The sequence below is a fragment of the Hymenobacter aquaticus genome (assembly GCF_004765605.1).
In the GTDB taxonomy this organism is placed as follows: domain Bacteria; phylum Bacteroidota; class Bacteroidia; order Cytophagales; family Hymenobacteraceae; genus Hymenobacter; species Hymenobacter aquaticus.
In genome coordinates this window covers 1,414,047-1,434,513 of record NZ_SRLC01000002.1, presented here as the reverse complement: position 1 = coordinate 1,434,513, position 20,467 = coordinate 1,414,047, and the positions used below count along the sequence as shown (strand labels likewise).

The 20,467-nt window shown below is 56.0% G+C and carries 11 protein-coding genes; 10 read left to right on the top strand and 1 reads right to left on the bottom strand.

Features of this window, described 5'->3' with window-relative positions; all coding sequences use genetic code 11:
* Positions 1-33: 33 nt before the first annotated feature.
* From E5K00_RS18760 to E5K00_RS18715, 10 genes are all read left to right on the top strand, one after another.
* A complete protein-coding gene (locus tag E5K00_RS18760; RefSeq protein WP_210114336.1) occupies positions 34-1,098 on the top strand; it encodes a branched-chain amino acid aminotransferase in 1,065 nt (354 codons plus the stop codon).
* A 117-nt stretch (positions 1,099-1,215) separates the two neighbouring features.
* Positions 1,216-2,293 (top strand): peptide chain release factor 2 gene (gene prfB, locus E5K00_RS18755; protein ID WP_210114335.1). Its coding sequence is split into 2 segments (ribosomal slippage): positions 1,216-1,266 and positions 1,268-2,293, totalling 1,077 coding nucleotides; the frame shifts between segments, so codons are not numbered across the junction.
* Between the two features lie 285 nt (positions 2,294-2,578).
* Positions 2,579-5,764, top strand: coding sequence for a SusC/RagA family TonB-linked outer membrane protein (locus E5K00_RS18750; protein WP_135464804.1), 3,186 nt, complete (start codon positions 2,579-2,581; stop codon positions 5,762-5,764).
* A 56-nt stretch (positions 5,765-5,820) separates the two neighbouring features.
* A complete protein-coding gene (locus E5K00_RS18745) occupies positions 5,821-7,344 on the top strand; it encodes a SusD/RagB family nutrient-binding outer membrane lipoprotein (RefSeq protein WP_135464803.1) in 1,524 nt (507 codons plus the stop codon).
* A gap of 194 nt (positions 7,345-7,538) precedes the next feature.
* Positions 7,539-8,807, top strand: coding sequence for a c-type cytochrome (locus tag E5K00_RS18740; protein WP_135464802.1), 1,269 nt, complete (start codon positions 7,539-7,541; stop codon positions 8,805-8,807).
* A 188-nt stretch (positions 8,808-8,995) separates the two neighbouring features.
* Positions 8,996-12,235: a SusC/RagA family TonB-linked outer membrane protein gene (locus E5K00_RS18735; protein ID WP_135464801.1), complete on the top strand. Its 3,240-nt coding sequence runs from the start codon at positions 8,996-8,998 to the stop codon at positions 12,233-12,235.
* A gap of 173 nt (positions 12,236-12,408) precedes the next feature.
* A complete protein-coding gene (locus tag E5K00_RS18730; RefSeq protein ID WP_167856947.1) occupies positions 12,409-13,845 on the top strand; it encodes a SusD/RagB family nutrient-binding outer membrane lipoprotein in 1,437 nt (478 codons plus the stop codon).
* A 37-nt stretch (positions 13,846-13,882) separates the two neighbouring features.
* Complete coding sequence (locus E5K00_RS18725) at positions 13,883-14,467, top strand: hypothetical protein (protein WP_135464799.1); 585 nt, start codon at positions 13,883-13,885, stop codon at positions 14,465-14,467.
* Between the two features lie 325 nt (positions 14,468-14,792).
* On the top strand, positions 14,793-17,960 hold the full coding sequence (locus E5K00_RS18720) for a SusC/RagA family TonB-linked outer membrane protein (protein ID WP_245328343.1): 3,168 nt from the start codon (positions 14,793-14,795) through the stop codon (positions 17,958-17,960).
* Positions 17,961-17,979: 19 nt separating this feature from the next.
* Positions 17,980-19,638, top strand: a complete 1,659-nt coding sequence (locus E5K00_RS18715) for a RagB/SusD family nutrient uptake outer membrane protein (protein WP_135464798.1) — start codon at positions 17,980-17,982, stop codon at positions 19,636-19,638.
* Positions 19,639-19,705: 67 nt separating this feature from the next.
* Here E5K00_RS18715 and E5K00_RS18710 read toward each other — a convergent pair whose 3' ends face one another.
* Positions 19,706-20,437, bottom strand: a complete 732-nt coding sequence (locus E5K00_RS18710) for an SDR family NAD(P)-dependent oxidoreductase (protein ID WP_135464797.1) — start codon at positions 20,435-20,437, stop codon at positions 19,706-19,708.
* Positions 20,438-20,467 lie beyond the last annotated feature (30 nt).

Sequence of the window (20,467 nt, the reverse complement as noted above, 5' to 3'; positions counted from 1 at the left end):
CGCTCTTTTTCCACTCTCCCATCATCCTGCATTATGCTCGACACTCTCACTATCCGGACTCAGCGCACCACGGCGTCACGGCTTCAGCAGCTGGATCCTGACCACCTCGAATTTGGCAAGGTCTTCTCCGACCATATGTTTGTTGTCGACTATCAGGATGGCGAATGGCAGGAGCCCCAGATTGTGCCCTACGGCGACATGGCCGTGAGCCCCGCCAACTCGGCGCTGCACTACGGGCAGGCCATTTTTGAGGGCATGAAAGCCTACAAGAACCCCCAGGGCGAAATTGCCCTGTTCCGCCCCTACGACAACCTGCACCGCCTGAACCTGTCGGCGGAGCGGATGTGCATGCCCGCCATTCCCGAAGAGCTGTTTATGCAGGGCCTTGCCCAGCTGATTCGCCTCGATGCCAGCTGGGTGCCCGACGCGCCCGGTAGTGCCCTCTATATCCGGCCCTTTATGTTTGCCACCGACGGCTTCATCGGTGTGCGCCCCTCCGACAGCTACCGCTTCATGATTTTCACCTGCCCGGTAGGCTTGTACTATAACAAGCCCCTGCGGGTGCGCTTCGAAGAGAAGTTCGTGCGCTCAGCCGAGGGCGGGGCTGGCTATGCCAAAGCGGCCGGTAACTACGGCGCCGCCATGTGGCCCACCAAGCTGGCCCAGCAGGAAGGCTACCACCAGCTGCTCTGGACCGACTCCTCGGCCCACCAGTTCATCGAAGAATCGGGGACAATGAACGTCATGTTCGTCATCGACGGCAAGGTTATTACCCCCGCCCTCAGCACCTCCATTCTGGATGGCATCACGCGCAAAAGCGTCCTGCAAATGGCCCATGACCTGGGTCTGCCAGTGGAAGAGCGGAAGGTTTCGGCCACGGAAGTAATGACGGCCCAGGCCAACGGCACTCTGCAGGAAGCATTCGGCGTCGGCACGGCCGCGACTATTGCCCCCATTGCCACCATCGGCTTCCAGGGCCAGGACTACGCCCTGCCGGCTCCCTCCGCCGACTCCTTCTCCCAGAAAGCCAGCGCCATGCTCAGCGCCATCCGCACCGGCGAAGCCCCCGACACCCACCACTGGATGGTCCAGGTATAGTCCCTTTTTGCCTCGGCAAAACACTAACGCCTGCTCCGGATGAAATATCCGGGGCAGGCGTTTTGCATTAGCTACCTTTGCCGCCTACCCATTTTTTCACATTCATCTTTTTTTCCCATGACCCAAGACCAGGTTAAGGAATTGAAGGGCCGCGTTGAGGCCTTGAGGAGGTATCTTTGACTACGATGCCCGCAAAGCGCAGGTCGTAGAAACCGAAAAGCAGACCGCCGCCCCCGGCTTTTGGGACGACTCCAAGAAAGCCGAGTCAATCCTGAAAGAGATAAAAACCGTCAAAGTCTGGACCGACGACTACGAAGCAGTAGAAAGCGCCGTATCGGAGGTCGAAATCCTGTTTGACTTTTACCGCGAAGGCGACGTTACCGAAGCCGAGATTCAGCAGGAATTCGACCAGGCCCAGAAGCTGGTGGAGCAGTTGGAGTTCAAGCGGATGCTCTCCGACGAGGAAGACCAGCTTTCCGCTATTATCGACATCAACCCCGGCGCGGGTGGCACCGAAAGCCAGGATTGGGCCGAGATGCTGATGCGCATGTACATCATGTGGGGCGAGAAGCACAACTTCTCCGTGCGCCAGGTCAGCTACCAGCCCGGTGAAGGTGGCGGCATCAAGTCGGCCTCGCTGGAAATCACGGGCGACTTCGCCTACGGCTACCTGAAAAGTGAGATTGGCGTGCACCGGCTGGTCCGCATTTCGCCCTTCGATAGCAGCGGACGGCGCCATACCTCCTTTGCCTCGGTATTCGCTTATCCGGTTGTTGATGAAACGATTAACATTCTCATCAACCCCGCCGACATCACCTGGGACACGTACCGGGCCGGGGGCGCGGGCGGCCAGAACGTAAACAAAGTGGAAACGGCCGTGCGTCTGAAGCACGCTCCTTCCGGCATCGTCATTGAATGCCAGATCGAACGGTCGCAGCTGATGAACAAGGAACACGCCCTGCGGATGCTGAAGTCGCGGTTGTACCAAATCGAGATGGACAAGCGCAACGCCGAGCGCGACAAGATCGAGGCTGGCAAGAAGCGCATCGACTTCGGTTCCCAGATCCGCAACTACGTGCTGCACCCCTACAAGCTGATCAAGGATCTACGCACGGGCATTGAGCGCACCGACGTGCAGGCCGTACTCGACGGCGACTTGGACGAATACATCAAGGGCTACTTAATGCAAAACTAGGCAAAGTTATATATTAGAATTATTTTATTCTATAATTTCCTCATCATATCGTCACGATCTGGCAGCTAAATGCCTATCTTTAAGATGGGACTTGTACGAATCGGCCTCTTATGCTGAGGCAGATACCAGAAATTGAGGCGGAGATAATTGAAAGAGTGAGTGTAGCGGGCCCATCCCTATGTTTCCTAAAAGTTGCTAAATGGGGTTTTTACCGCTATACTTGCCCTATTCGCCCACTTTTACAACTTCTTTCTTCACCTTTTCACTCACCAAACCAACTGTCAAATGAAAAAACTCTTATTTATGGTCATCCTGCTGATGACTAGCCTGTTGCAGCAGGCCATCGCGCAGGACAGGGCCATTTCAGGAAGGGTTACTGACCGCACCAGCGGCCAGGGCTTACCCGGAGTTACTGTAATTGTGAAAGGTACCACCATCGGTGCCTCGACCAACTCGGACGGTACCTACTCGCTGAGCGTTCCGGCCACGGCCACGACCCTGTCGTTTACCTCCATCGGCTACGTTTCCGTTGATCGTCCTATCGGGACGGCTTCCACCATCGACGTGGGTCTGAGCACCGACACCAAGACGCTGGGTGAAGTAGTAGTAACGGCTCTGGGCCGCGAAGAAGAGAAGAAAAGTCTCGGTTACTCCATTCAGGACGTAAAAGGCGCTGATCTGACGCAGGCTCGCGAAACCAACGTGGTTAACTCCCTGAGCGGCAAGATTGCCGGCGTACAAATCACGAACAGCTCGGGCACGCCCGGCAGCTCGTCGCGTATCTTGATCCGGGGTGCCAAATCGGTACAGGGTAACAACCAGCCCTTGTTCGTAATTGACGGCCAGCCAATTGACAACCAGAACTTTTCCAACGGCGTATCTACCGCCCCCGGTAGCGGTGGTGTTGACTACGGCAACGGTGCTTCGGACATCAACCCCGATGACATCGAGTCGATGACGGTCCTGAAAGGTGCTAACGCTGCCGCTCTGTACGGTACGCGCGGTGTAAACGGCGTTATCGTAATCACCACCAAAAACGGCCGTAAGTCGCGTGGTATTGGCATCAGCGTGAACAGCACGACTTCGTTTGAAACGCCCCTGAAGATCCCCAAATTCCAGGACCAGTACGGTCAGGGCTACGGCAGCTACGAGTACGTAGACGGAGCCGGTGGTGGCGACAGCGACAACGTGGACGAAAGCTGGGGTCCCAAACTGGACGGCCGTCTGATTCCTCAGTACAACTCGCCCGTGGTAAACGGCGTGCGCCAGGCTACTCCCTGGGTTAGCCCCGGCAAAGACAACGTGCGCAACTTCTTCGAAACCGGCCGCACGCTGACCAACAACGTGGCCCTGTCGGGTGGTAATGACAAAGCTGGTATCCGGGTATCGTACACGAACCTGGACCAAAAAGGCATTCTGCCCAACACCTTCCTGAAGCGGAACACGGTGAACGTAAACGGTGGTGTTGACATCACCAACAAGTTCAAGCTGAGCACCAACATCAACTACACCAACACCAAGGGTCGCCGCCCCAGCCAGGGCTACGACGAGCTGAACGTAATGCAGCAGCTCTACACGTGGTTTGGCCGTCAGGTAAAACTCTCCGATCTGAAAGACATCTACGAGCAGGGTGGCCGCGAAGGCAGCCGTAACTACAACTGGATCCAGGTTTACTCGAGCAACCCGTACTACATCCTGAACGAGTGCACCAACGACGACGAGCGTGACCGTGTAATCGGCAACCTGACCCTGAGCTACGCTCTGACCGACTGGCTGAACATCACCGCTCGTACCACGAACGATGTGTACAACCAGTTCAACCAGCGCCGGGTGGCCGCTGAAACCCGTGACAACGCTATTCAGGACGACTACACCGAAGAGCGTATCTACGTACTGGAGCGCAACACCGAATTCCTGGCCACGGTAAACCGTAACCTGACCGAAGACCTGAACATCGACGGTCTGATTGGGGTGAACCGTCGCGACAACCGTGGTAACCGTAACGTCGTGGCTGCTCCCGAGCTGGCCGTACCCGGTCTGTACGCGTTGGGCAACTCCGGTTCGCCGCTGGTAACGGGTAACAACTTCGGTTCGAGCAACGACAACAACGCTAACATCCTGAACCCCGAAACTCGCAACCGGATTAACTCGGTTTACGGCTCGGCTCGTCTGGGCTACAAGAACTTCGCATTCATAGGCGTAACCGCCCGTAATGACTGGAGCTCTACGCTGCCTAAGGATAACAACTCTTTCTTCTACCCTTCGGTAGATGCATCGTTGGTACTGACTGAAGCCCTGGGCATCACCGAATCGGTGTTGTCATTTGCTAAAGTTCGGGGCGGTTACGCCCAGGTTGGTAACGACACGGACCCCTATCGGTTGCAGGATATCTACCCCGGCCGCACGCCTTTCGGCAGCTTCGCTCAGCAGACCTACTTCAATACTCTGTTCAATCCAGATCTGAAGCCTGAGCGTACCAACTCGGTAGAAGCAGGTATCGAAGTTCGCTTCCTGCAGGACCGCATTGGCCTGGAATTGACGGGCTACCAGTCGACCACGACCGACCAGATCCTGAGCATTCCAACTTCGGCCGCTACGGGCTATGCCTTCCAGGTACTGAACGCTGGGGAAGTACAGAACAAAGGCTTGGAAGCCATCCTGAACATTGCTCCCCTGCCCGCCACCAGCGCCCTGCAGTGGAACATCCAGACCAACTTCGCTGCTAACCGCAACAAAGTGGTGAAATTCGACGACGAAGGTCAGATCAAAAACCTGATCCTGGGTGCTTCGGGCTTCGGCGTAAACGTAGAAGCTCGTATCGGTGAGCGGTACGGCGTCCTGTTCGCAGAAGACTTCCTGCGCGCCCCCGATGGCCAGATCATCTACGAAGACGGTCTGCCCGTAGCCGACCCAACCCGCAAGATCCTGGGTTCTTATACCCCTGACTGGGTAGGTGGCATCACCAACCGTCTGGGCTTCAAAGGCGTTGATTTCAGCTTCACCATCGACACCCGCCAGGGTGGCCAGCTGCAGAGCGAAACCAACATGTGGGGTAACTACACCGGCTCGCTGGAAAGCACGCTGAAAGGTCGTGAGGAAGGCATCGTGGGTGACGGCGTAATGCTGGGCCCCGATGGCAAAACCTACGTTCCCAACAACGTAAACGTACCGGCTCAGGACTGGAATGCTGCCTACTACTACAACGTTCGTTCGAGCAGCGTGTACGATGCTTCGTTCGTGAAACTGCGCGAAGTACGTCTGGGCTACCAGCTGCCCAAGTCGCTTGTTGAAAAGACGTTCCTGAAAGGTATCGGTGTTTCGGCCGTTGGTCGTAACCTGTGGCTGATCAGCTCGAAGGCTCCTGGTATCGATCCAGAAACTTCTTTCAATAGTGGTAACGTTCAGGGCCTGGAGTCTACCCAGATTCCTTCGGTTCGGAGCTACGGCTTCAACATCAACCTGACCCTGTAATCAAATAGAGCCGCTCTCTCGCGGGAGTGGCTCTCTTTACCTTCACTTTACTCACTATGTTGTCCAAATACAATAAAATCGCACTAATGCTGCCGCTGGCTCTGGGCCTGGGCGCATGCGAAAAGGGGTTTGAAGAGTTCAACACGAACCCCAACCAGCCGCTGACGGTAAGCCCCGACGCGCTGCTAACCGGTGCCGAAACGGCCACTGCTTTCCGTCTGTTTGACGTACCTGCTAACATGGATGGCGGCCTGCTGATTGCTCAACACTGGGCCAAGTCGCAGTACACCACGGAAGACCGTTACAGCTTCCGGTCCACTTCTTACCAGAGCATCTGGGACGGTTTCTATACCGGCACGGCAGCTTTGCCCGGTGGTCTGAAAGACTTCAACGAACTGCTCCGTATCGGTAAAGAGTCGAACAACCCCAACATGCAGGCAGTTGCGCTGGTTATGCGCAGCTACTACTTCTCGGTGCTGACGGATATCTTCGGTGATATTCCTTACTCGGATGCACTGAAGCTTTCGACTACGGTAAACGTCATTACGCCCAAGTACGACAAGCAGGAAGACGTTTACAAAGGCTTGCTGGCCGATTTGAAGCAGGCTACGACTTTGTTGAAGCAGAAAAGCACGATGGCCGTTGGTGGCGACGTGATGTTCGGCGGCAACATGACCAAGTGGGAGAAGTTCTCCAACTCGCTGCGTCTGCGTCTGGCCATGCGTGCAATTGATGCTAATGAAGGATTGGCGAAACCAGAAATTGCTGATGTACTGAATGGCTCGAACCTGCTGATGACCAGCAATGCTGACAACGCCCAGGTCGTCTTCCTGAGTGCTCAGCCGAACACCAACCCGGTGTTTGAAAACCGCCTGACTCGTGATGACCACCGCGTAAGCCAGTCTATCACCTCGGTGCTGAGCCGTCGGAAAGACCCTCGTCTGCCGATCTACGCTAACCCCGCCGAGTGCGCGGCAAAGCCTGATGATAAGTCAGTACCAGACTCCACAGGACTGTACCGCGGTATTAAGAACGGCCTGACCAACCCGGTTGCTCAACGTGGTCCGCTGTGCAGCATGTCGAAAGTAGGCGACTACTTCACGAAGGCTGATGCCCCTGGTGTGCTGATGACGTGGTCGGAAGTACTGTTCTTCACGGCTGAGGCCCGCGCCCGTGGTATCGTTACCGGTGATGCTGAAGCTGCCTATAACAGCGCTATCCGCGCCTCTATGGCCCAGTACGGCATTACGGATGTTGCCGCAGTCGATGCTTACATCGCCCAGCCACTGGTGAAGTACAACAAGACCAGCCTGGAAACGCAGAAAGCCAGCATCGGTACCCAGAAGTGGATTGCTCTCTACGGCCAAGGTGTTGAAGCCTGGTCGGAACTGCGCCGCTTGGACTACCCCTTCCTGAGCCTGCCCGCTTCGCCAGTTGGTGCTGCCGGTGGCAAGCTGCCCGTACGTTTCCGCTACCCTTCCAACGAACAGTCGCTGAACCAGGCCAACTACACTGCTGCCGTAGCGCGCCAGGGTGCTGACCTGATCAGAACCCGTTTGTGGTGGGATGTTAAAAACTAGTTTTTAACAGCTTCTCTGTTTCTAAAAAGCCTCTCACTGAATAGTGAGGGGCTTTTTTAGGTTATGGCCAAATTTTTCTCGGTATCTTAGGGAAATAAACCACCCTTTCCCAGGTTTACCAACAAGTGAAACGACCTCTTTTGTATTGCTTGCCCCGAATACCGAACGGAACCTTCTTACTCGTATTTTTCTGCTTGCTGCTGAACACCCTGCCAGGAGCGGCCCAGCAGAAAAAAGAAGTTACCTACTCCGAGCACATTGCCCCTATCGTGGCTGCTAACTGCGTGGCCTGCCACAAGCCCAACGGCGCCGCCCCTTTCTCGCTGCTCACGTACCCAGACGTGGCGCGGCGGGCCAAGACCATTCAGCGCGTGACGGAAAGCCGCTACATGCCCCCGTGGAAGGCCGACCCGCACTACAGCTCGTTTGCCAACGAACGGCGGCTGACGGATGAGCAGATTGGGCAGATCAAGAGCTGGGTGGAAGCCGGGGCGCCGCAGGGCCCGAACCGGAAGCCCAAGAAAGCTGACCTGCGCGGCCATGCCCCGCTGGGCGCGCCCGACTTGGTGCTGCGCCCCAAAGAAGCTTTTCGGATCAAGGGCAACGGCAACGAGAACTTCGTCATGTTCAAGATTCCGTTTGAGCTGCCGGCCGCGCAGCCCATCCGTGCCATTGAGTTTATTGCCAACAACCGGCGCCTGTTGCACCATGCCAACTACGCGGTGCAGAGTGTCGGCCCGGAAGTGGACATTTACAAAGGCAACGACCTGGTAATTTCCGACCAGTTTCTGAGCAACATGCAGGAATTTAAGCCCCTGATGCAGGAAGTTGCTTATTACGGCGGCTGGATTCCGGGCAGCACCACCCAGGAGTTTCCCGCCGGGGTTGGCTTCACGATGCCCAAGCGCGGGGTAATCCTGCTCACGGTGCACTACGGACCGTCGCCCGTGGACACGACCGACTGGTCGAGCGTGAATATTTACTTTGCCAAGGAGCCCATCAAACGGGAAATCAGGGCCCTGAGCATTGGCTCGGCGGGCGTGGGCGAAATCACGCCTCCGCTTATCATCCCGGCCGACAGCATCAAGAAGTTCCATGTAGACCTGAAGCTGGCGCAGGACCTGTCGTTGCTGTACGTGTGGCCCCACATGCACTTGCTGGGCAAGTCATTCACCGCGTGGGCCACCACGCCCGAGGGGGCCAAGATCAACCTGGTAAATATTCCGGAGTGGGACTTCCGCTGGCAGGAAGCTTACCGATTCCGGCAGATGCAGCACTTGCCCAAGGGCTCGGTCATTACCGTGGAAGGGCAATACGATAATACGGCGGCCAATCCCAACAACCCGTTTTCGCCGCCCCGACGCGTCATTTCCGAGGATCTGATGGAAACCCGCAGTGAGATGCTGAACCTGATTATCCTGTTTTTGCCCTACCAGCCGGGCGACGAAGCAAAAAATCTGTAGCCCCCCTCGCCCGCCGGTGTGGAATCCGGCGGGCGGCGGCATCATGCTAATAGAGCGTCACATTTCAAGCAACGCCGCCTATATAGCTCTTCCGGGCCGAGTAGCTGATCCAGAAAATATGTTTTACTTTTAGCAATTAAACCTTTCTTCACACCTCGCATTTTTTCCATTTTCACTCCACTTCTTTCATGAAAAAACTCTTACTACTGAGTTTATTCCTGTCTTTGACCCTGATTGGGCGCGCTTGGGCGCAGAATCGGGTTATTTCAGGACGAGTACTCGATGTCACGACCAATGAAGGCTTGCCGGGTGTAAGCGTTCTGGTAAAAGGATCCAGTGTTGGTACTGCTACCAATGCGGAGGGAACTTACACGCTGTCGGTTCCGGCTGATGCCACCACCCTGGTGTTCAAGCAACTGGGTTACGGTTCGCTGGAGCGCGCCATCACCAATAGCAATACGATTGACGTTTCGCTGTCGGTCAGCACGGAAGAGCTGAGCGAAGTCGTGGTAACGGCCCTGGGTATCTCCCGCGAAAAGCGCGCTCTGGGCTATGCCGTAGCCGATATTGATGCCCAGCAACTGGTGCAGAAATCGGAGCCGGACGTGGTTCGGACCTTGTCGGGTAAGGTAGCCGGTGTAGTGGTATCGAACTCCAGCAGCACGCCTGGTGGCTCGACCCGCATTATCATCCGCGGTAATACCTCGATGTCCAAAGCCAACGGCCCGCTGTTCGTAGTGGATGGCATTCCGTACGACAACAAACAGACCGACTCGGATAGCCCACTGGTAGAAGGCACTAACTATTCGAACCGGGCTGCTGACATTGACCCCAACAACATTGCGTCGATGACGATCCTGAAAGGTGCCGCCGCCGGTGCCCTGTACGGTTCGCGCGCCGCCGGTGGCGTAGTGGTTATCACGACCAAAACCGGCAGCATGCAGCGCGGTGTCAAGGGTATTCAAATCAACTACAACTCGGGCTACTCGCTGGAAACCATTGCTGGTTTGCCCGAATACCAGAACAGCTATGGCACCGGCGCCAACTTTGTCGGCCCGTTCCTGACCAACGGCTCGTGGGGTCCTCGTTTTGGCAGCCCCGAAGCTCCCGCTACCCTGCCTCACCCCCAGGCTGGTAACCCTAACTTCCCGAACATTCCGGCCGGTACTACCATTCCTTACCAAGCTGCGCCCAACAACGTAAAGGATTTCTTCAACACGGGTAGCCTGTTTGACAACTCTATTTCTTTGACCGGCAATAGCGACAATGCCAAGTTCACGGCCGTGGTTTCGCGCTACGACCAGAAAGGCATCATCCCGAACTCGTCGTTCCTGCGTCACAACATCAGCGCGGGCGGCTCGGGTACCTACAACAAGTTCGTCATCGGTGGTAACGTTGCCTACACTAACTCGTATCAGCGCGGCCCACTGGTAGGTGGCAGCAGTGCCCAGGGTGGTGCTTCGGCTCTGTCGCGCATCATGTTCCTGCCCCGCAACCTGGATCTGCAAAACCTGCCCAACACGGACCCGGTAACGAACGGCTCGGTTTTCGGCTGGCTCTCCACGCAGGCCGACAACCCGTACTGGTCGACCAACAACAACTCGTTCACCTCGCGTGTTGACCGGGTAGCAGGTAATATCACGGCTAGTTACGCCATCAAAGACTGGTTGACCCTGAGCTACACCGGCGGTGTAAACACCTACACGGATGCCCGTCGCTCGACGATTCGTCCCGGTAACACGGGTAAGTATGCCACGGGCCGTACCGTGGAAGACATGATCCAAAACACGGAGCTGGAGCAGACGGTCCTGTTGACCTTCGACAAAAACCTGACGGAAGACCTGAGCCTGAAAGCCATTGTTGGTAACAACATCAACCAACGCGTTTTCGAAAGCACTTCCTTCCTGGGCACCGGCAGCGTGGTATTCGGTATCGATAACCTGAGCAACGCCACCGAAATTCAGCCGTACGGCTCTACCATCCAGAAGCGTCGTCTGGTAGGTGTACTGGCCGACGTAACGTTGGGCTACAAAGACTGGGCTTACCTGAACGCCACTGCTCGTCGCGACAACTCGTCGACGTTGAACAAAGGTGGTGACGTGAACAAACCCGGTCGTGGCTTCTTCTACCCCAGCGTGAGCGGCTCGGTCATCTTCACTGAAGCTCTGGGCCTGGATTACTCCTGGCTGTCTTCCGGCAAGATTCGCGCTGGCTATGCCCGCGTTGGTAACGATGCTGGTCCCTACGAGTCGGGCCTGGTTACGTACTTCAGCAATCCTAAATACGGCAACAACGTCGGCACTACCGACTTTCCCTTCAACGGGGTGCCCGCTCAGGCTCTGAACTTCGCCATCAACAACCCTGCGCTGACGCCGGAATTCACCAACGAATTTGAAGTTGGTACCGACTTCGATTTCTTCAAGAACCGCATCAACATCAGCGCTTCGTACTACGACCGTCGCACGACCAACCAAATCGGTGATGTGACGCTGCCCACGGCTTCGGGCTTCTACCAGCTGCGCACCAACTTCGGTGAAATCTCGAACAAAGGCGTGGAACTGGCCGCTACCGTCGTTCCGGTAGATCTGCGGGGCTTCCGCTGGTCGAGCACGTTCAACTTCACCCACAACAAGAACATTGTGGAGAAGCTAACCGAAGGAGTTGACCAGATTGTTATCAATGCCGCTTTCGGCTCGGGCCTTGTGCAGCCCATTCTGATGCCTGGCCAGCCTTTCGGCGTGCTTTATGGCTCGAATGCTGACCGCGACGAGCAGGGCAACCTCTTGGTGGATCCTTCTACCGGCCGTCTGATTCCGGCCCTGAACCCCAAGGTAATTGGCAACCCCAACCCACAGTTCCTGATGGGCTTCATCAACCAGTTCACCTTCAAAGGTCTGACGCTGAATACCCTGATTGACTACCGTAAAGGGGGCAATATCTACTCGACTACCCTGCAGTCGGAACTGGGCCGTGGTGTTACCAAAGACACCGAAGATCGTGACCAGCTCTACGTTATCAAAGGTGTGAAAGGTGACCCCATCACGCACCAGCCCATCCGTGACGCGAATGGCAACACGATTCCGAACAACACCGCTATTTCGCTGAACGATTACTACTTCGGTACGGGTTCTGCCGGTATCGGTGGCACGGCTGAGCAGTCCATCTACGACGCTACCACCGTTCGTCTGCGCGAAGTAACGCTGGGCTATGACCTGCCCAAGACGCTGCTGGCCAAGACGCCCTTCAGCATGATCAACGTTTCGCTGTCCGGTCGTAACCTGTACTGGTATTCGCCCAACATTCCGAAGTACACGAACTATGACCCCGAGGTCAACACGTTCAACTCGGCATCCAACGCCCAGGGCATTGAGTTCACCAACTCGCCTTCTACGCGTCGCTACGGTGTAAACCTGCGGGTTACTTTCTAATTCTGATTTTCTTGCTTTCACATATGAACTTACGTAAAGGTACTGCTGCACTGGCTCTCGCGAGCCTGTTGGCAGCCACCCCGGGATGCAAAGATTTCTACGACGTTAACGTAGACCCAATCAACGCAACCTCGGCTCGCATAGAAAAACTTCTCCCGGCGTCTCAGGGTGCCATGAGCGTCTACCTGGGCCTGAGCGCGCTGGGGATGAGCCAGGCTACCTCAACCCTGGTCAACCAGCTCTCCAGCTCTCGCGACATTGGTTCGTACACTCCCGATGGGGGCTCGTTCAGCAACCAGTGGGGCGGCCTGTACGCCGACTGCTTGGTCAACAACGAGCAGGTATTGAAGCAGGCTACCGAATCCCAGAACTGGGATTACGTAGGCATTGCCCAGCTCCAGAAGGCTTTCGTATTTAGCCAGATGGTTGACCTGTGGGGTGACATTCCTTACTCGCAGGCCCTGCAGGGTGCTGCTAACCCAGCTCCGAAGTTCGACAAGGATTCGGAAATTTATAAGAGCCTGCTCGGCCTGATTGACGCCGGTCTTGAGAATCTGGCGAAGCCTTCGTCTACGGCTACTCTGGGTACTGCCGACCTTATCTATGGTGGCAGCAAAACCAAGTGGGCTCGGATGGGCCGCACCCTGAAGCTGAAGCTGCTCAATCAGATTCGCCTGAACCCTACCCCGGTAATCAGCGAAGCGGCCTTGAACACGCAAGTTTCGGCGCTGTTGGCTCAGGATCTGATGCAAAGCATTGGCGACGACTACGAGTTCAAGTACAACAGCTCGACTACGCCGGAAAACCGTAACCTGGGGTACATTGCCGACTACGTTACGGCTAGCCGCGAAAACTCCGTGGGCCGCTTTTTCTACCAGGATATTATGACGGGCGACCCACGTCGGCCATACTATTTCTACAGACAGGTCACCAGCTTCCAGGCTGCAGCCGACTTTTCGGATGCTACCGGTTTCGTAACCGTTCTGCTCGGCAGCATCGGCCCGGCGGCTAACACGGCAATTGCTAACAGTGTTACGCTGCCCGGCCTGTACGCCGTAGGCGGCAAGTTCGACGATGGCAAGGGTGGCGTGGCAACTGGCGTAGCCGGCAAAGGCACCGTAGCCCAGCGCTTCCTGACTTCGGCCAGCCGCTATTTCACGGAAGCGGAAGTTCGGCTGATGATTCTGAAAGACCAGGCAGGGGCCGCGACGGCCATGGAAAAAGGCATCCGGTTGGCGTTCGATAAAGTGAACGACATTGCGGCTGCTGACAACGCCAGCAACCCTGCTCCGACGACCCCTCAGATTTCTGCCACGGTCATTGACAACTACGTGCAGAATGCCCTGAGTGGGGGCGTGACCCTCGAGAAAATCATGATTGAGAAGTACAAGGCCGGCTTTGGCTTTGGTGAAGATGTTTACACGGACTACCGCCGGACTGGCTTCCCTGCCATTACGCTGCCGGGCACTAGTGCCGAGCCGCACACGCGCCTTACCGGTGGTTACCCCCGTCGTCTGCCCTACCGCCAGGACGACCTGACGTCGAACCCGAACGCACCGAAGCAGCAGCCGAACCTTGTATTAGATAAAATTTTCTGGGACAGACGCTGAGTTTGCTCTTCTGTTTAAAATCACAACTCTGACTTCCATGAAAAAAATAGTTTTTGGCTTGTTTTTGCTGTTTGCTTCCGGAGCGGGACTGAGTTCCTGCAAGGATGATAGCAGACTGCCAGCCCCAGCCGTTGAAAGCGTACCGGCCATTTTCCCTAAGGTTACTGCCGGCAAGGACTTTTATAACCTGGCGGCGGCCAAAGCCGCAACCAGCACAAATCCGACGCGGCCGATTTTCGAATTTACCATCGACCCGGGTCAGGAGCGCGACCTGAAGATTCAGACTATTGAGGTCTACAAAAGCTACCGGCGCGGTGCCATTCTGGGCCCACGGGTGAAAGTAGGTGACTATAGCTCGTTTCCGGCAACCATATCCATCAATAGTAAAGATGCTCTGCAGGGCTTGCAGCGTCTTTCGGGTACCAACCTGGTAGCGGTGATTCCGGCGGCGGGGCCGGATGCGTTCAACAACCTGGTTCTGCTGAACGACGCCATCGTCTTCACGTTTGAAATGGTAGCGGAAGGTGGCCGTCGTATCGTGCTGACTCCACTTAACTCGTTCAACGCTCCTACAGGTACGCAAATCCTGGCACCATACGCCGCCATTGCTGTATTCCGCTAATTCGTGCGTTAACGATTAGAATTTTATTAAAAAGTGCTGGTGCCTTCATTGGTACCAGCACTTTTTATTTTTATGCTAGCTCCAACTGATATAGCATTTTTTATTTTGGATAGATTAATTTCCTCATTCTACATCACATACCTAAAAAAACCACTATATCATATAAATACCTTCATATACAGCTATTCAACCAATCACCTCGTAAAGCTCGAGTCGAGGAAAAAAAAGCAGTTAGAAAATTTAGTTTCGCTCAACTGTGAGTATTTTTAAGAAGTAAAAGCGGTCCTCTCGCCCCGCTTATATTCTAACCCAAACTTTTTTCTGCATGAAAAAAATTCTATTCATGAGTTTTCTGCTCATGTTCACCCTGTTACAGCAGGTAACTGCCCAGAACCGGAATATTTCCGGGCGGGTTACGGACCGTCAGACGGGAGAAGGCCTGCCAGGCGTTACGGTTCTGCTTAAAGGCACCAGCAATGGTGTTTCCACGAACTCGGATGGTACCTATACCCTGAGTGTTCCTTCCGCCGGTGGCACCTTGGTATTTAGCTCCATCGGGTACATCCAAACGGAGCGGCCCATTGGCGCGGAAGACCAACTCAACATCGGTCTGGCCGTTGACAGCAAGCAATTGAGCGAAGTAGTAGTTACGGGTTACGGCACGCAGGAACGCCGCGACGTAACCGGCTCTATTGCTTCGGTACAAGGCGAAGCCGTTGCAAACCTGGCTACTCCCAGCTTTGCCCAGCAACTTGCTGGCCGCGCTGCCGGTGTGCAGGTACAGGCTCCCTCGGGCCTGTTGGGCCAGCAGCCCCGCATCCAGATTCGGGGTACTAACTCGATTTCTTCGAGTACTTCGCCTCTGATTGTAGTGGATGGTCAGCCCATCTTTACGGGTAACACCAGCGCCCTGGGCAACGGTTTCTCGAATGCTCTGGCTGACATCAACCCCGCCGACATCGAATCGTACGAAGTACTGAAAGACGGTTCGGCTACCGCCATCTACGGTTCGCGGGCTGCCAACGGTGTAATTCTGATTACGACCAAGAAAGGCCGTCTCGGCAAAACCACCGTTTCGTACGACACCTATATCGGTGTGGCTCAAACGCTGAAGCGCTACGACGTACTGGGTGCTGAAGACTTCATCACCATCAGCAACGAAAAGCAGCGTAACACCAACCCGGCTCCGGGCACCAAGCTGTTGGCTGCTCCTTACTTTGATGCCAACGGCAACCAGGTGAGCACCGACTGGCAGAAAGAGATTTTCCGCACGGGCTTCCAGCAAAACCACGTGGTATCAGTTTCGGGTGCTAACGAGAAAACCAACTACTACTTCTCGGCCGGTTACACCGACCAGGACGGCGTAGTAAAGAACAACTCGCTGCAGCGTTTCACCTTCCGCTCGAACCTGGATACGGAAGTTAAAAAGTGGCTGCGTCTGGGTATGAACCTGGGCTTGTCGCGCACGCAGACGCTGGGCCTGAACACCAGCCCCAACGCCCTGTCGGGCAACGTGACCAACGCTCTGTCGTTGTTCCCCAACGTACCGGCTCGTAACCCCGACGGCACTCCTTACCAAGATGCTGGTGGGGCTATTGGCCAAGGCAACAACGCCACGGGTATTTCCTTTGCCTATACCAACATTATTTTCCCCCTGGAAAATAACATCTTCCGCTCGATTGGCTACCGCATCCTGGGCAACACGTACCTGGAAGTAGAGCCCGTAACGGGCCTGCGTCTGCGTTCCCAGATTGGTACCGACACCCAGATGAACGACGACTTCCAGTACTACGACCCCCGCGCCGGTGACGGCCGCGCTTTGCAAGGTCTGGTTTTCCAAGGCTTCGGTCCTTCCGTTCGCTGGAACCTGTCGAACACGGCTTCTTATAGCACCACGTTCGCTGAAGCGCACAAAATCAACGCCGTAATCGGTACGGAATATCAGAAGACGAAAGACTACTTCTATCAGGCACAAGGTACCGGTCTGTCGGACCGTGCACTGGGTCCGAACAGCATCGTATCGGGCACCGTGGCTACTCCCACTATCTTCGGTGGCAACGGCCAGCAGGGCTTGTCTTCGTACTTCGGCCGTCTGAACTACTCGTTCAAAGACCGTTACCTGATCAGCGCCACGCTGCGGGCTGACAAGCTGTCGTCGCTGCCAGCTGCTACTCGCCTGGGTTACTTCCCCGGTGGTTCGTTGGGCTGGCGCGTATCGGAAGAGCCTTTCTTCAAGAGCTCGGGCCTGAACTCGTTCTGGAGCGACTTCAAACTGCGTGGTAGCTACGCTCAAGTGGGTAACACCGACCTGGGCAGCAACTTCCCCTACGCTCCTTTGTACGGTGCCGGCAAATACGGCGCGCAGAACGGACTTGCGTACACGCAGTTCGGTAACGACCGCCTGAAGTGGGAAACTTCCAAGAAAACCGACTTCGGTATCGACTTGGGCTTCCTCAACAACCGCATCAACGTGAACGTTGACTACTACCGCAACAACATCGACGGCGCTATCCTGGCCGTACGTACGCCGCTGTCGCTGGGTGTTCCCAACAACAGCTCGTACCGCGCCAACGTTGGCTCGCTCTACAACCGCGGTCTGGAAGTAACGGTTAACACGCAGAACATCCAGAAGGAAGGTTTCACTTGGTCGACCAGCTTCAACTTCTCGACCAACAAGAACCAGATTACGGCTCTGAGCAACAACGAAGACATCATCAGCCCCTACAACATCACCCGCGTAGGTGAGTCGATTGGTGCTCTCTTCGGCTACGACTATCAGGGTGTAAACCCTTACAACGGCTACCCGATCTACAAGCGTGGTAACGGCACCCTGATTCAGGCCAGCACCGACCGTGGTGCCCGTCAGAGCCAGTACTACCTCTACGATGCCAACAACCCCAGCGCTGCCCTGGTAACGACTACCCCCCTGGCTGCTAGCGATAAGTTCATCCTGGGCCAGACCAACCCGAAATACTTCGGTGGTTTGTCGAACACGTTGACCTTCAAAGGCTTTGACCTGGACGTATTCCTGCGCTACAGCGGCGGCAACAAGATCTTCAACCAGAGCCGTCAGCAGTTGCTGCGTATGGACTTCGTAAACAACTCGACCGAGATTCTGGACCGTTGGCAGAAAGAAGGTGACGTTACCAGCACGCCTAAAATCGTACAGGGTAACGGTGCTTTCATCAACAAAGAAGGCGAAGCACTGACCCGCTTTGTGGAGAAAGGCGACTTCATCCGTCTGCAGAACGTCACCCTGGGTTACACCCTGCCCCAGCGCTTCTCGAACGTAGTTAGCCTGAGCCGCGTACGCGTGTTCGTTCAAGCACAGAACATCGCAACGATTACGGGCTACAAAGGTGTTGACCCAGAGGTAAACTCCAACTACTCGAACTCCTCGAACAACAACATCATCAACCAGCAAGCCGGTGTTGACTTCAACAGCAACCCGCAGCAGCGTGTATTCACGGGTGGTCTCAACGTTGCATTCTAATTCTGGCCTCTGAAATCACATGAAACAATTCCTTAATTCTTTCTCTAAAGCCCGTTTCGTAGCCTTGGCATTCACGGCTACGCTGGGCCTGAGTGCCTGCGACAAGGAAGTGACGGACCTGGTTCCGCAGAACTCCCTGACCGAATCAGATGCCTTCTCTGATCCAGCTCGAATTGCTTTGGCTATTACCGGCGTGTACAACGCTGCTCAGTCGGGCTACTATGACCCCTTGAACGGTACTGCTCTGGCAACCCGGGGCTATCCGTTCGGTGGCGCCGCCAACGCACTGGATGATGCCCGTGGGGAAGACGTATCGGACATGGCGGGTTTCTTTGGCTTGGTTTTCACCAACGCCATCAGCCCCTCGGCTCCGAACATCGTCAACATGTGGTCGAACCTGTATTCGGTCATCAACCAAGCTAACGTAGCTATTGACGGGGTCCGCAAGGCAGCCGCCAGCGGTCTGATTACTCAGGCAGCCGCCAACGACTACGAAGGCGAAATGCGCTTCCTGCGCGCACTGGCTCACCACGAACTGGTTATCCACTTCTCGCGTCCGTACATGGATGGTAAGGGAAGCGCAGCGGGCGTTCCTTACCGGGCAACTCCCGTAAACACCATTGCGGGTCTGGAACTGGCCAAGTCTCAGGGTCGCGGCACGGTAGCAGAAGATTACACCAAGATGCTGGCCGACCTGGATTTTGCCGAAAACAACCTCCAGGCTAACCGTGGATCTGGTACCACGGCTTATTTCCGGGTAACCCGCGCTACGAAAGGGGCCGCTATTGCTCTGAAGCAGCGTCTGCGTCTGCACCAGGGTGAGTGGGCTGAAGCAGTGAAAGAAGGTGACAAGCTGATCGGTAAGTCTGTTTCCGGTGGCACTACTTCGTTTACGTATGCTTTGGCCGCTACGCCGCGTGCCGCATTCCCTGGCGGCATCAACGTAACCGCCGAGAATATTTTCTCGGTGGAGAACAGCTCGGACGACAACCCTGGCGCTAACGGTGCATTGCCGCAAGTATATGGCAACTCAGCTAGCGTTGCCAACGGGGGCATTGGCGGTCGTGCTCTGCTGGCGGTCAGCCCGATTCTGTACAACGCACCCTTCTTCACGTGCAATGATACTCGTCGTACGGAGCTGATGCAGCAGGACAAAGGCCTGCGGGTAGCTGCTTTCGTAACGCGCAAGTACACGGACGCAACGACCAACACGGACTTCGCTCCTATCATTCGCTACGCTGAAGTACTGCTGAACCAAGCGGAGGCTTTGGCCCGGACTAATAACGATGCCCAGGCGCTGACGTACCTGAACAGCGTGCGTAACCGCGCAGTAGCGGTTGCCGACCGCTACGCCGTTGGTTCGCTGAGTGGTGATGCCCTCATCCGGGCCATCCTGAATGAGCGTCGTATCGAGCTGGTAGCCGAAGGCTTCCGCTGGGACGACATTCACCGTCTGTCGGGCGAGAAAACCTTCAGCCCGGTTGCTAATGGTGGTATTCCCGCTAAGCTTGACGGCAACGGTGGTCAGCTGACTAGCCTTGCTTTCTACAGCTGTGGTGGTACGTATCCCAATCCGAACATTTCGGCTGTGCCTTATAGCAGCCCGCTGTTCCTGTGGCCTATTCCTGCCAGCGAATTGGTTACGAACCCGAACATCACGCCGAACCCTGGCTACTAAGTCAGATTTAGTTCTCATGAAAAAGCCCCGGTCATATGACCGGGGCTTTTTTTGTGTTCTTCCTGTCTTAGGCTATGTCTGCCAGCCGCAATAGGACGGGCTCCGCTGGTTGGTCTTTTCTTTGCAGCCACTGCATTATCTGACCAGCCACGTGCTCGGCGGCGTTCAGGCTGTTCTGCGCGTGCAGGGCGTGGAAGCGGGCTGACTCGCTGAAGCTGCTCGGGTCGGCGGCCCGGATGTGCTCCTGCATGCTCGTGTCGATTACCCCCGGCGACAGGCTGTGAATCCGGACGTTGGAGCCGCGCAGCTGCTGTTCCTTGTGGGCCGTGGCCGTCAGGGCCTCGAGGGCGGCTTTGGAGGCGCAGTAGGCCGCCCACCCGTCGACGGGGCGCTGGGCGGCCCCGCTGCTGATGTTGAGCACGGCGCGCGGTACGCTCAAGCCGGAGTACGCACTCAAAAAGGTATTCATCAGCATGGCCGGCGCCACCAGGTTGATGTCGAACACGAAGTTGTAGTGCTCGTTGGTTTGCTCGCCGACGTAGCCTATTTCCCCCACTACCGCCGCGTTATTCACCAGGGTAATGCTGGCCGCATCGGTCCAGCGCGGAAACACCTTGTGCAGGTTATTTTCCACCGCCGCAATATCCGACAGGTCCAGGGGCTGGTGCTGGTAACGCGGGTGGTCGATGGTGGCGTGGCGCGACACGCCCACGACGGTAGTGCCGGGCTGGCGCAGAATAGCTTCGGCCAGGGCCTTGCCCAGCCCCCGACTCGCGCCGGTGATGATATAGTAGTGCATCGGTGAAATGGTAAGGTGGTGAAATGGCGA

Excerpts from the sequence above, each read along its gene's own strand:
- E5K00_RS18760 (WP_210114336.1), top strand. The coding sequence starts at position 34 with ATGCTCGACACTCTCACTATCCGGACTCAGCGCACCACGGCGTCACGG.
- E5K00_RS18750 (WP_135464804.1), top strand. The coding sequence starts at position 2,579 with ATGAAAAAACTCTTATTTATGGTCATCCTGCTGATGACTAGCCTGTTG.
- E5K00_RS18745 (WP_135464803.1), top strand. The coding sequence starts at position 5,821 with ATGTTGTCCAAATACAATAAAATCGCACTAATGCTGCCGCTGGCTCTG.
- E5K00_RS18735 (WP_135464801.1), top strand. The coding sequence starts at position 8,996 with ATGAAAAAACTCTTACTACTGAGTTTATTCCTGTCTTTGACCCTGATT.
- E5K00_RS18730 (WP_167856947.1), top strand. The coding sequence starts at position 12,409 with ATGAGCGTCTACCTGGGCCTGAGCGCGCTGGGGATGAGCCAGGCTACC.
- E5K00_RS18725 (WP_135464799.1), top strand. The coding sequence starts at position 13,883 with ATGAAAAAAATAGTTTTTGGCTTGTTTTTGCTGTTTGCTTCCGGAGCG.
- E5K00_RS18720 (WP_245328343.1), top strand. The coding sequence starts at position 14,793 with ATGAAAAAAATTCTATTCATGAGTTTTCTGCTCATGTTCACCCTGTTA.
- E5K00_RS18715 (WP_135464798.1), top strand. The coding sequence starts at position 17,980 with ATGAAACAATTCCTTAATTCTTTCTCTAAAGCCCGTTTCGTAGCCTTG.
- E5K00_RS18710 (WP_135464797.1), bottom strand. The coding sequence starts at position 20,437 with ATGCACTACTATATCATCACCGGCGCGAGTCGGGGGCTGGGCAAGGCC.